The sequence below is a fragment of the Segnochrobactrum spirostomi genome (assembly GCF_009600605.1).
Lineage (GTDB): Bacteria > Pseudomonadota > Alphaproteobacteria > Rhizobiales > Segnochrobactraceae > Segnochrobactrum > Segnochrobactrum spirostomi.
In genome coordinates, this window is the sequence record NZ_VWNA01000003.1 from 74,374 (window position 1) to 87,382 (window position 13,009).

General features: G+C 65.6%; 8 protein-coding genes. 3 read left to right on the forward strand and 5 right to left on the reverse strand.

All coding sequences use genetic code 11. The features are described 5' to 3' along the window. Positions 1–149: 149 nt before the first annotated feature. Entirely contained in the window at positions 150–1,157 is a 1,008-nt protein-coding gene (gene repB / locus F0357_RS20660) for a plasmid partitioning protein RepB (protein ID WP_153489092.1), read from the reverse strand. 13 nt (positions 1,158–1,170) lie between these two features. Then, entirely contained in the window at positions 1,171–2,415 is a 1,245-nt protein-coding gene (repA, locus tag F0357_RS20665; protein ID WP_153491425.1) for a plasmid partitioning protein RepA, read from the reverse strand. A 537-nt stretch (positions 2,416–2,952) separates the two neighbouring features. Here repA and F0357_RS20670 point away from each other — a divergent pair. After that, the gene (locus tag F0357_RS20670; RefSeq protein ID WP_153489094.1) at positions 2,953–3,729 is read left to right on the forward strand and encodes an SDR family NAD(P)-dependent oxidoreductase; all 777 of its coding nucleotides are present in this window, start codon (positions 2,953–2,955) and stop codon (positions 3,727–3,729) included. Between the two features lie 34 nt (positions 3,730–3,763). Further along, positions 3,764–4,891: an FAD binding domain-containing protein gene (locus tag F0357_RS20675; protein WP_153489098.1), complete on the forward strand. Its 1,128-nt coding sequence runs from the start codon at positions 3,764–3,766 to the stop codon at positions 4,889–4,891. Between the two features lie 33 nt (positions 4,892–4,924). Here F0357_RS20675 and F0357_RS20680 read toward each other — a convergent pair whose 3' ends face one another. Beyond that, complete coding sequence (locus F0357_RS20680; protein ID WP_208948511.1) at positions 4,925–10,093, reverse strand: trifunctional serine/threonine-protein kinase/ATP-binding protein/sensor histidine kinase; 5,169 nt, start codon at positions 10,091–10,093, stop codon at positions 4,925–4,927. 206 nt (positions 10,094–10,299) lie between these two features. Between F0357_RS20680 and F0357_RS20685 the strand changes: the two genes are divergently transcribed. Beyond that, positions 10,300–11,190: a helix-turn-helix domain-containing protein gene (locus tag F0357_RS20685; protein WP_153489107.1), complete on the forward strand. Its 891-nt coding sequence runs from the start codon at positions 10,300–10,302 to the stop codon at positions 11,188–11,190. A 98-nt stretch (positions 11,191–11,288) separates the two neighbouring features. Here the strand turns inward: F0357_RS20685 and F0357_RS20690 are convergent, their stop codons facing one another. Together F0357_RS20690 and F0357_RS20695 are read right to left on the reverse strand one after the other, a co-directional pair. Next, positions 11,289–12,131: an alpha/beta fold hydrolase gene (locus tag F0357_RS20690; RefSeq protein WP_246161879.1), complete on the reverse strand. Its 843-nt coding sequence runs from the start codon at positions 12,129–12,131 to the stop codon at positions 11,289–11,291. A gap of 448 nt (positions 12,132–12,579) precedes the next feature. Beyond that, positions 12,580–12,957 carry a response regulator transcription factor gene (locus tag F0357_RS20695; RefSeq protein ID WP_153489110.1) on the reverse strand — a complete coding sequence of 126 codons (378 nt, stop codon included), beginning with the start codon at positions 12,955–12,957 and terminating at the stop codon, positions 12,580–12,582. Positions 12,958–13,009: the final 52 nt, after the last annotated feature.

The following is a 13,009-nucleotide window of genomic DNA, read 5'->3' on the forward strand; positions in this document are numbered from 1 at the left end:
ATTCGCGGAAGTGGGATTCTCAGAGTTGCCAGACTATGAGAGGGACTTCCGGGCGGAAACGTTCGGGGGTCCTTTTCTTTTTGCGGTCTTCCTTTCCTTCCAAAAATCAGGCGCCGGCCTTGTGAGGCGCGACGCCGGCGAGCGTGAGGTCAGCCTTTGGCTGTCGGGTGAGAGGCGTGCTCGGCGAACAGTGCCGGCAGCTTCTCCACGAGAAAGTTCTCGAAGCCTGCCGAGACGGCGGCGTCGATCGAAATGCGCACCTCGCGGCCGGCCCGCATCAGGGTGACGACGGCGTCGCCCTTGGCGTTGGTCAGCAGCGTGGTCTTTTCCTTCTCAGCCGGCGCCGCGCGCTCCGAACGCGTCGCCGCGGAGAGCACGCGGGTGAACCGCTGATCGGAGGCGAGGGCGGCATAATCCCGCGCCTTCATCGCGACCTGCACCCGCGCCCACGCCGCATCGTCACTCAGCGCGTCGGCGAGGGCGAGCCATCGGCCACGGCCCGCCTTCGGGGCCCGCCCAATACTCACGACGAGTTCCGTCGGAATGGAGCGTGCGACCGAGATCAGTTTGGAGGCCTCGGCGCGGTCGATCGACAGCGCTTCCTGGACGGTCGCCCGATTGTGGCCGGCTTCCTCGAGTTTGCGGGCAAAAACCGCGCGCTCGATGAAGGTGAGGTCCTGGCGGGCGCTGTTCTCGAGGCCCTGGGCGATCGCGAGCTCGCTCTCGGTGAGCGCGCGCACGACGGCGCGGACCTTCCGCCCGAGCTCCTTGACCGCCCGCAGCCGGCGATGGCCGTAGGCGACCTGAAAACGGCCGCGCCGGTCCGGGTGCTCACGCACCAGGATCGGCACCTCCTGACCATGATTGGCGATGGAGGTCTTAAGCGCGGAGAAGGATTCCTCGCTGTCGTCGGCGAAGCGGTCGGCGATCGGCGCCGGATCGATGAGATCGGGGTCGATCTCTACGACGCTGGCGCCCGCGGCGATCAAGCCGCGCAGTTCGTCGTTCTCCCGCTCGATACCGACGAAGCTGTCCTTCATCGCGCGCACGGAGCCGGCCGCAACGCGCGCCGGCGCAGGAGAGGCAGCCTCCGAGGCGGAGGGCTCCGGCGGCTTCGTCGTGAACATGTTGCGGATCGCGTCGGCCCGCTTGCTCATCGCTCCGTCCTTCTCATGGCGTGCGGCCCCAAGCCTGACGCATCAGCGCCTCGATCTCGCGGTTCACCGCATCGACGGATTCGATGGCGCGCTCGTAGGTCGCGCGGCCGACCGAGCCCCGCTCGAGCTCGTAGAGCGATTGCTTGGTGAGGCCGGCATTGGCGATGGCTGTCGATTTCCAGGCGGTGGCCGCCATCACGTCGTCGCCGAACAGGCTTCGCAGCAGCGCGACGATCTGGGTCTCCGGAACGTCGTGGGGATCGTGGCGAGTGATCACGTAGCGAAGGAAATCATGGTCGAGCGTGCCGCCGGCTTCCTCGATGACGGCGAGAAGATCGGCCGTCATCAGGAGGAATTGGCTCATCGACGCGACGTCCACCATCTGCGGGTGGACGGTGACGAGGAGGCCCGTCGCCGCGTAAAGCGCGCCGAGCGTCAGGTAGCCGAGCTGCGGCGGACAATCGATCACGACGACATCGTAGGCGTCGCCGACGTCCTCGATCGCACTCGCGAGGCGACGGAAGAACAGGTCGCCGCCGCGGCCGCGGCCTTCCGCGATCGCCTGCGGCGTATCGTGCTCGAACTCCATGAGTTCGAGATTGCCGGGCACGAGGTCGAGGCCCTCGAAATAGGTCGGCCGGATGATCTCGGCGAGCGGGCGGCGCGCATCGTCGTAACGCAAGGCGCCATAGAGCGTGTCGTTCTCGCCGATGTCGAATTCCGGCTGCAGGCCGAACATCGCGGAGAGCGACGCCTGCGGATCGAGATCGAGCGCGAGGACCCGGTAGCCCGCCAGCGCCAGATATTGGGCGAGGTAGAGCGCCGTCGTGGTCTTCGCGGAACCGCCCTTGAAATTCGCGACCGCGAGCACCTGCAGCTTGTCGTCGGGCCGCCGCTGAGGCAGGAAATGGAGGGCTTCCTTCGGCCTGGCCTCGGCGAGATAACGACGCAGCTCGTTGATCTGGCCGAGGGTATAGGAGCGCCGTCCACCCGTCGTCAGGGCGGGCGCGGGGCCGAGGCCGTCGAGGGACAATTGCCTTAGATAGCCGTCCGACACGCCGACGATTTTGGCGACCTCGCCCGAGGTGAACGAGCGCAGGCTCTTCTGGGAGGCTGGCGGGTACATCTGCGCACGCAGCGACTGAAGCTGCGTGGAAAGGAGGTTCGCATGACGCGCGATCTTGGCCGAAGAGGCGGACTCCGCCGCCCGTTCGGTCGCCTGATCATCGAGCTTCTGCAACGCTGCCACCGGGTTCATATCCCTCAAAAACGGCATTCAGGCGTCAGACGCCCACTTTCCGTTTTTTACAAGAGACACGATTCCGCGAGTCTTGCAACGCGTATTGGGTAAACGAAATCTTAACGCTTATCGTGACTTAAGCGCCTTGACCGCGCCTAGTGCGTTGCTCTGCAAGGATCATTTCGGACGCCTTAAGAGCCGGTTAACCCTGGATTCAAAGCGGGTCGCAGCGTGAGCCGTGGCGGGCCTCGCCAACGGATCATCGTGTCCCCGCACTTCGCTCCTCGTCGAGCCAGCGGCGGCCCGCGTTGGTCGCCCGCCGCGCCACGGCCCGCTCTCGGCTCGGAAGAGCCGGGTCCGGCGAGCGGCTGTCGTTCGTTCTGGGAAGCTTCGGGAAGCAGGCTCGCGTACCGATCGCGCAAGTGAGAACAGCAACGCCGCCGCCGTGCCCTACCATCGGGTCCGGTTCAAGGCTCGCCGCAACCTTCGCGGCGCGCGAACCACCTCGATGTTCGGCGCGTCCGCGGGTCGCGCTCTCATGGCAAGGAGCCCAATATGCAGATCGACCTTTCCGGCAAGAGTGCCCTCGTCACCGGCTCGACCGCAGGCATCGGCTTCGCGATCGCGAGGGGCCTCCAGGAGGCGGGGGCGACCGTCGTCATCAACGGACGAACGGAGGCCAGCGTCGACGCGGCGCTGGCGAAGCTCGGAGGGACGGCGCGGGGGCGAGCAATCGATCTCGGGACCGCCGATGGCGCGCGCGAATTGGTCGCCCTCGAACCCTCTTTCGACGTCGTCGTCAATAACTTGGGCATCTTCCAGCCGCTCGATTTCTTCGCGACCGACGACGCGATCTGGGATCGCCACTGGCAGGTGAACGTCATGTCGGGGGTGCGGATCGCGCGCGCCTATCTACCGGGCATGGCGGCGCGGGGGTGGGGGCGTATGCTGTTCCTTTCCTCCGAGTCCGCCTTCAATATTCCGGTGGAGATGATCCACTACGGCGTGAGCAAGACCGCCGACGTGTCGCTCGCGCGCGGGCTCGCCAAGCGCATGGCGGGCACCGGGGTGACGGTGAACTCGATCCTGCCGGGTCCGACCCTCTCCGAAGGCGTCGCCGAGATGCTGAAATCGGAAACGGCGGCGGGAAAATCGCTCGCCGAGGCCGGGGCTGATTTCGTCAAGGCGCACCGGCCGACATCGCTCATCCGGCGACCCGCGACGGTCGAGGAAGTCGCGAGCATGGCCGTCTATCTCGCCTCGCCGCAGGCTTCGGCGACCACGGGAGCGGCACTCCGCGTCGACGGTGGCACCATCGACTTCATCAATTGAATCCACATCCGACGAAAGGCCAAGGGTTGGCATCATGACGCCTCGCATTCTCATCGTCGGCGGCTCGATCGGCGGGCTTTTCGCCGCCGTCCTGCTGAGTCGTGCCGGCTTCGACGTCACCGTAACGGAGCGCTCCGAGCACGGGCTCGAAGGGCGGGGCGCCGGCTTGGTCGCCCAGCACGAGGTCTTCGCGATGCTTCGCGAGATCGGCATCGAGCATGTGGCGGATGTCGGGGTGACGGCGCGGGAGCGAATCCATCTTGATCGCAACGACGCGATCACGCTCCGTCAGCCCACCCCGCAGACGCAACTGTCATGGGACCTGCTCTTCCGCACGTTCCGGGATCTGGTGCCGGACGCGCGCTATCGCCTCAAGGCACGGGTGGTGACGGTTCACTCCGATGAAGCCGGCGCGCGGGTTCTCTATGCGGACGGACACGAGGAAGAGGCGGATCTCGTCATCGGTGCCGACGGCATCGGGTCCGTCGTGCGTGCGGCCGTCTCGGGTCCCGATGCCCGGCCGACCTATGTCGGCTACGCGACGTGGCGTGGCCTGGTGCCGGAGGCGGAGGTACCGCCAGTGGCGGCACGCCGGCTGTTCGAGCGCTTCGCCTTCTACGATGCGCCCGGTTCGCACATTCTCGGTTATCTGGTCCCTGGCGCCGACGATTCGACCGAAGTTGGACGGCGGCGATACAATTGGGTCTGGTATCGACCCTATTCGCGAGCCGAGCTCGACCGCGTGCTGGTCGACAGCGACGGGGTGAGGCACCCCTTCTCGCTCGGGCCGGGGCAGGTGCCTCGTGAGGTGGCGGACGGGCTGCGGGCGGATGCGGCAGCGGCGCTGCCGGCCTCCTTCGCGACGGCGGTGGCGGCGGAGTCTCGGCCCTTTCTGCATGCGATTTTCGACTATGCTCCGGCCCACATGGTGAAGGGGCGCGTCGCGCTCCTCGGCGACGCCGCGTTCGTCGCGCGGCCGCATACAGCAATGGGTGTCGCCAAGGCGGCCGGCGATGCCTTCGCATTGCGCGATGCGCTGCGTGGGCAGCCGGATCTCGACAGCGCGCTGCGCGCCTACGAGGGTGCGCGGGTGCCGGTCGGGCAATCCATCGTCGCCTATGGCCAACGTTTGGGAAGACAGCTCGAACTTGCGGGGCCGTGAGCGTGTGCCGCAACGCCGGCGCGCGCGTGTCCCCTAGGCCGCTGCGACGGGAAGCCGGATGAAGAACGTGCTCCCCTTTCCTTCGACCGAGCGGGCCTCGAGAGAGCCGCCATGCATTTCGACGATCGAGCGGCAGATCGCGAGGCCCACACCCATCCCGGATCTCTTGGTGGTGAAGAAGGGCTGGAAGATGCGCGAGATGACCTCTTGCGGCATGCCGCAGCCGGAATCTTCGATCGCGATCTCGACCTCATTCTCGGAAGCGGATGACCGGATCATCAAATGTCGTTCGGATGGGTCCTTGTTGACCATAGACTGAACGGCATTCGTGATGATGTTGAACAGCAATTGCTGAACCTGCGTCTGGTTCGCCATGACGGGCGTCTTCTCAGCGCTGAGATCGAGATGGATCTGAACGCCATTCGGGGCGAGATCGGTGCTGGCGATCTTCAGAACGTCGGCGAGGATATCGTCAAGAAAAGCGGGGGCGAGAGTCGACGGCTCCTGTTTCACCAGAGAGCGCAGCGCCGCGATGATGTCGGCGGCGCGTCGCCCGGCCTCGCGGACGCTCCGCAGGCTGCTTTCCACCTCGCCGAGGTCCGGTACGCTCCTGTTGAGCCAGCGTAAGCCAGCGTCCGCCTGGGCGATGAGGCTGGCGAGCGGCTGATTGATCTCGTGGGCGATCGACGTCGCGAGGCTCCCCATGGCGGTGATCTGGTTTGCGCGTGCGAGGTCGCTGCGGGCCTCGCGCAACTCGAATTCGGCCTGCACCCGGCGTAGGTTCTCTTCGAGCAGGTCAGCATAAAGCCGCGCCGCATCGAGCGAGATCGCCGCCTGCGGGGCGAGAACCTCCAGCATGGCCATTCTGCGCGGCGTGAAGACGTCGACGCTCAAGGCATTTTCGAGGTACAGGATGCCGATCAGTTCGCCGCGCTTGATGAGTGGAAGGCAGGCCAGGGAGCGGATGCTTCGCGAGCCCATGGTGAGGCCGCGCTGTGCCGCCTCGACCGTCGCGTCGGCGAGCGTGACGGGCCTCGCGGTGCGCAGGACCGTCTTCAGCACCGAGGCGGGCATCAGGTCCTCCGGTTTGGCCGAAGGCTGAAGTTCGATCTCGACCTCCTTGTTCCGGACGCGCGCGACCGCCTCGACGGCCGGATCGCCGTCGCGCAGGAGCACGAGCAGGCCGAATTGGGCGCCCGCATGGACGAGCATGCTCTTCATCAACGTGCGCACGACCTGCTCGAGACCGACCTCTTCGGCCAAGGTCTGCGACGCGGCCGTCATGACGGTGAGGTCGAGCTCGCTTTGCAAACTTTCCGGCGCAGGCTTCGTGCCTTCGAAGCCGGAGAGGGGGAGGAGATGTTCGCCGAGCCGGGCGGCCTTTCCGTGAGCACCCCACTGCCGATAGTGATAAACGGCGCTCTGCAGGCAGCCCTGCGCTGCCGCGTTCAGACCGGACTCGAGGTAAAGTTGAGCGGCAAGCTCCTGCGCGAGAGCTTGATCATGAACGAATTTCGCGCTCCCAGCCGCGGCCGCGGCGCGCTCGTACAGGTCCATGGCATCGCTTCGCCGGCCTTCCAGACGGGCGGCGTCGGCTTCCAGCATGAGATGCTTGGACGAGAACGTCTCGGGATTGAGAGCGGCCCACGCGTTGAAGCGCTCGCGCGCGAGCGCAATGCGCCGTTCGCTTTCGACCGGCAATAGGTCTTCCCGGTGGAGGCGAGCCTCGGCCAAAGCGAGGAAGAAGCAGTTGTTCGCCGTGTCGATATGCGCCGGGGCGGCCCATGCCATGACCTCGGCTTCCGCGAGATGAACCCTTGCGGCCTCAAGATTGCCGGCGAAGAACGTCTGCACTCCGGCATAGTGCTTGGCCCAGAACTGGGTCGCGACGGATCCTTCTCGCAGATCCGCGTCGGAAATTTCGGCGAGCGGATCCCCATGAATCAACGTATCGACGAGATTGATCTGGGCCGTGAGGATGAGCTCGATATCGCGATATCCGACATCGCGGGTCATCGCGATGCTGCTGACGAGTTCCGTCCGGATCCGGTCGAGGTGATCGCCGACGACGAGCATGTCCGACGCGATGTGGTTGCGGGCATAGCACGCCATGCCGAGGTCGCCGGCCGCCTGCCCGACCCGAGCGCCGTCGCGTGCGTAACCGAGCGCCGTTCGCATCGGAACGGTCCAGGCGCTGACTTGGTCGAGGGCGATCAAGGCAGCCGTTCGCTGTGCTTCGTACCCGTCGCGTTGCGCGAGCTCACCGGCGACCATCGCGTAATCGACCCCGCGCTGGTAGGCGCCATAATGATGGGCGCTGAGAACGCCGAACCAGGCCAGCCCGTAAGTCGATTCAGGCGCTGTGCCATGGCTCAGCGTCAGTTCGACGATTTTGACGACGTGAAGGAAGCGAAGCGGGCCCTCGACGAAAAACGACGAGATCATCGTCGAGAGCAGTGACAGGGCGGCGCGCATCCGCCGATCGCTCATCTCGGGGAGCGCGGTCAGATTTTCGCGACCGACGCTATCGATCGCGTCTCGGCAGCGGCGGTAGGCCCGTTCGTGGACCGCGGGATCCGCGCTCGTTTCCAGTTCGATATCGAGGGCTCGCAAACCGTGCACCGCGGCATCGATGGCGAGCGCGTAGGAGCCTTTGAGGGTGAAGGCGATCGCACGCAGTCGAAAGATGTCGGCGATGCTCACGGGGGCGTGGGCGAGAGGCGACACGTCCTCGAGCGCGGCGAGGGCTTCATCGACGCGTCCCAGTGCCAGCAGGCAGTCACATTGCAGCCATTCGCTCTCGAAGACGAGGGCGTCCGGAGCGTCGGGCCGTGTGCCCGGCAGGATGCGGCGGATGAGTTCGACGAAATGGAGCGCTCGCGGCGCTTCGCCCGCCGTCCGGCAACTCCTCGCGGCACGGAGCAGAATCTCCGCGAAGCGCGGCCGCTCCTCGGCGGTGAGCATGTCGAGATCGGATCGCTCGATCTGTGACGCGATCTCGAAGGCTCTGTCCGGATCGGGCGCGGGATTGCTTGCGGCGAGCAGGCGAGCATTGCCGAGATGGATACGCGCGCGGGCCCCCGCCGGCATCGCCGCGTAAGCCGCCTCCAGCACGCGATCATGCGCGATGGCGAAGTCCGCTCCCGACCGCCGGAGCAGACCGGCGGCGACCAGCGCGTTTGCTGCACGGACGGTCTCTTCGAGGTTTGCGTCGGACAGTTCCGCGACGAATATCGGCGTGCAACGGCCCCCGAGGCTGGCGCAACGTTGCAGGAAGTTCCGCTGCAAAGGCGGTAGGTCGTTGATGCGCTCCAGCATCAGCCCGGCGATCTCAGACTGGTGCCTGCGGCGACGCTCGCTCCAGATCCATTCCTGCCGGTCCGAGTCGAAGTGGAGAACCTCCTCGTCGAGGGATCGCCGCAGAAGCTGGCCGATATAGAAGGGGTTGCCGTGCGCCTCTCGGTGGATCACAGCCGCGATCGGCTGGACCTCGTCCGGTGGGCTTTTCAGGAACAGCGCGACGAGTTCGTTCGTATCGCGCTCCGAGATCGGCAGGAGTTTCAGTTCGCCCGAGAAGGCCGACGAACTCCTGGCGATCCCGAGACTGTCCCGAACCGCCTTGCGATCGGCCGCCTCCGACCGGAAGCTTGCGACGAGGAACACGTGCGCCGGGGTTTCGCCGCACAATTGGCTGAAGACGTTGAGGCTTCCCTGGTCGAACCATTGCAGGTCGTCGAGGAAGAGCAGCAACGGCATATCCGCTGTCGCAAGGGCGGCTAATGTCTCGGCGAGGATGCGGGCGGACCGGGCCTGCGCGAGATGCGCCGGCACGTCGGCGACCCGATGCGCGATCGCCGGCAGGATGTTCGCTTCGGGAACCAATTCCGCCAGGACCCGCCCGCAACCCACCACGGAGCCGAGCCGAGCCCGTGCGTCTTCGAGCCGCCGCTCGTCACCGCCCGTCAGTTGCGCCAGCGCCAGACGCAGCGCCTGTGCGATCGGAGCGAAGGGCGTGCCTTGGCGAAGCTCCACGCCCTTGCCGGACGCGCAGATGACGCTGCCGCCGCGAAGATCGGCGAGCAACGCCTCTACGAGCGTGGACTTGCCGGCACCGGCCTCCCCCGAGACAAGCGCAATTCCGCGATGGGTCGATGTGAGAAAATCGGCATAAAGGTCGGCGAGCGCCTTCAGTTCGCTGCGGCGCCCGATGAACTGCGGCGAAGACAGAGACGGCTCCGCGAACTCACCGCGGGCGAGTTCGAATGGTTCGGAATCGACTCCCGCCGCAAAGGCCTTGAACACGCGCTTGAAGTCGGCATGGAGAGCTTTGGCTGTCTGGTAGCGCAGCTTGGGATCTTTGCTCAGCAGCTTGCTCAATATCCGATCGACGATGACGGGAACATCGGGCCGCGCGAGACGGGCGGGCGGCGCTTCCATCGCGACGTGAGCATGGAGCCAACCCGCCGCATCGCCGGCCGTGAGAGGCAGGGAGCCGACGATGAGCTGGTAGAGCAGCACCCCGATCGCATAGAGGTCCGTGCGAGTGTCCACCGGCGCTGCGTCTGTCCGGATCAGCTCGGGCGCCGCATAGGCCATGTCCCGCAGCGTGAGGCGGCGATCGTGGGATGAACCGAAGGCCGCGGCTGCGGCCCACGCGAGGCCGACAAATCGCACCCGACCATCGGGCTCGATGAGCACACGAGCGGGCGTGAGCCGGCCGTGGATGATTCCGGCGGCGTGCATCCGCGCGAGTGCGCCGGTGGCGTCGACGGCGAGGCGGAGAAACTCAGCGACGTCGATCGCCCGATGCGGGAGATCGGCGAGGGCTCGCGCCGTCCGTGCCGGATAGACGAGGGCGAGGCGCTTCTGGGCGAGGCGATTGTGCTCGCCGATGAACAGGGGCACTTCGGTGAGCTCATCGCCGAGCGTCAGAGCGAGGCTGGCGTCGAATTGCAACCGATCGGCCGCCGCACTGTTCCAGTCCGCAAGCCGAATGCGCCATTCGCGCCCGTCCATGTCGGTGACGTGCCAAAGGTCGATCCCGGCTTCGGTCGACCGATCTCCGACTTCGAGACCCGACCACCACGCCAGTTCCTTGGTCCCGAGGCGGCTCGCAAGCGCATTGCTCAGAAGGTGAGCCGAGCGGGGCGCGGCGGCGATGTCCTCCCGTGAGACGTCGTCCACATGAGGGGTGGAGTTCATGATCGCCTCTTCTGCGCGTCCATCGGCCCGGCGTGGGCACGGAGGAATGCCCTTGAAGGAAACACAGCCTAGCGGATCGGCACCGCATTCGTCTTTGCCGGAAGCGTCGTTGTTTTGGCCGGAATTGACGGACTTGATCCGTGGCACCCCACGTCGCAGTGTCCGAGACACCGCGAACATTCTTCACGCACCCCGAGGATCCGGCGATGGCGAGCGTACACGATTTCGGCCGGCGGAAGTTTCCGAGAGGGGCCGTGCTGCTGAGTTCGTCCGGGCGGAACTGGACCGGAATGGCAGCCGAAGTCCGCAATCACCCCGCGGGCGAGATTCCGCCGCCTGTTCCGCAGCAGATGGAGGTCACGCTCGCCTTGACCGGCTCGGAGACCGCGCTCGTCGAACGGCGCGGCAATGGAGAATTCCAAAATACACGGGCGCTACCTGGAACACTGTGGCTATGCCCGATCGGTGTGGTTGAGGAATCGATACGTATCACTGAGGATCTTCAGCATATTTTACATATGTATATCGGTAGCGAGGTGTTCGCGGACGTCTCGAGCGCGATTTCGCAGACGGTATCACCGGATAATATCGCGTACAAAGCGGGTTTCGACGATGAGTTCGTCAGGCAGGTGGGACACCGGATCAAGGCCGAGCTTGAAGAGGAAACGTCCGTCGGCCGCTTCCTGATCGACGGCCTCGCACGTTCGATGGCCGCACATCTGGTTTCTAAATATAGCGGCAGGGGGGCGAGCGTCAGTCGAGACGTTTTGATCGAGAGCTCGAAGCTGCGTCGTGTTATCGATTATATAAACGACAATATAGAAACCGACATCTCCGTATCGGAATTGTCGGATATAGCGTGTCTGAGCCGGCACCATTTTACGCGTGCGTTCCGGAGTGCTGTGGGCGTTCCCCCGCACCGGTTCATCAGTTCGCTCCGATTGCAGCGTGCACAGGAGTTGCTCGCGCATACCCGGTCGAGCCTGGCCGAGATCGCTTACGCATGCCGTTTCTCGTCTCAATCGACCTTCACGCGGGCGTTCCGAAAGCACATCGGTATTTCACCGGGTGAATATCGGCGACAGGCGAACGACTGACGCTCGCCGTCCGCGGGTGTTCGAGAGCGGGGCATAGGCGTGGCGACCGGTCACGGCGGATCACGATGTGGTGTGATCCGCCGTGACGACGCGGCCGGTCAGCCCTTCACGAAGGCGAGCAGGTCCGGATTAATGACGTCGGCGTGGGTGGTCAGCATGCCGTGCGGAAAGCCCGGATAGATCTTCAGCGTGCTGTTCTTGATCAGCTTCGCCTGAAGCACCGCCGCGTCCTTGTAGGGAACGACCTGATCGTCATCGCCCTGGAGCACCAGGGTGGGCACGGTGATGGCCTTCAGATCGTCCGTCTGGTCGGTCTCGGAGAAGGCTTTGATGCCCTCATATTGCGCGATCGCGCCGCCCATCATTCCCTGGCGCCACCAATTCTGGATGATGCCTTGGGACACCTTGGCGCCCGGCCGGTTGAAGCCGTAGAAGGGGCCGGAGGCGACGTCGAGATAGAACTGGGCGCGATTTGCGGCGAGCGCGGCGCGGAACCCGTCGAAGACCGAAAGCGGCGTCCCTTCGGGATTGTTGGGGGTCTTCAGCATCAGCGGCGGGATCGCGGAGACGAGGACGGCCTTCGCGACGCGTCCCTGCGGCTGACCATAGCGCGCGACGTACCGAGCGACTTCGCCACCACCCGTCGAGTGGCCGATGTGGACGACGTTGCGCAGATCCAGGTGCTCGACGACCGCGGAGGCGTCGGCGGCATAGCGGTCGATCGTGTTGCCGGTGTCGACCTGGGACGAGCGACCGTGGCCACGGCGATCATGGGCGACGACCCGGTAGCCATGGGCGAGGAAGAACAGGAGCTGTGCATCCCAATCGTCGGCCGAGAGAGGCCAGCCGTGATGGAAATGGATGGGCTGGGCGTCCTTCGGACCCCAATCCTTGAAGTAGATCTCCGTGCCGTCCGCCGTCTTCACGTAGCCGCTGCTCATCCGAGTCTCTCCTTGCATCGGGGTCGCGCCGATATTGGCGTCTGTGGTGCCCGCAACGGTGCTTGCCGGGAGCATCGTCGAGGCCGCGAGGCCGGCCGCGATGCCGAACACGCCGCGGCGCGTCATCGCCAGGCGCGCCGCCGCGATCTCGTCCGAACCGCGCGGCGCATCGTGGGCGTGTCCGGGGACGATCGGGAACGTGTCCATGGCCGTGATCTCCTGTGTGCCGTTGCTTGCGAGAGCGAACCTAGGCGGCCGGGTCGACAGGATGAATCGTACGGGGGGATCGCCGATGGCATACCTTGGTATGGGATGGCGGCGGTCGTCGCGGTGGCGCTCGGCCCGATCTTGCGGGCCGCCATCGTTCGAGCCCCGCGAGAGCGAGGAAGCCCCTACGAGGACATTTGGATGCGCGACGGTCGGTCCGAGTGCGACGCCGCAGGGGATGCTAGGGGCGGGGTCTTTCCAAGGCGCGCACGACATGCGAGGCGATCTCGTCGCCATCGAACGGCTTCGACAGGACGGCGACGGCACCGCGTTCGATGACCCGAGCCTCGACCGCCTTCTCGTGGAAGGCCGTGATGAAGATCATCGGAATGCCGTCGCCTTCGGCGGCGAGGCGATCCTGAAGCTCCGGCCCCGACATTTGGGGCATCTGGACATCACTGATGATGCAGTGCGGCGCGCGGCGCTCCGGCGCATCGAGAAAGGCGACGGCCGAGGGAAACAGCAGCACCTCGTATCCGAACGACCGCAGGAGACTCTGCAGCGCGAACCGTACGGACGCATCGTCATCGATGACGGCTATCACGCTGGATTTATTCATTATCGTTGTCCTGAGCCGTCGAGGCCACCCGGAGCATAGCGCGCCTTGAGTC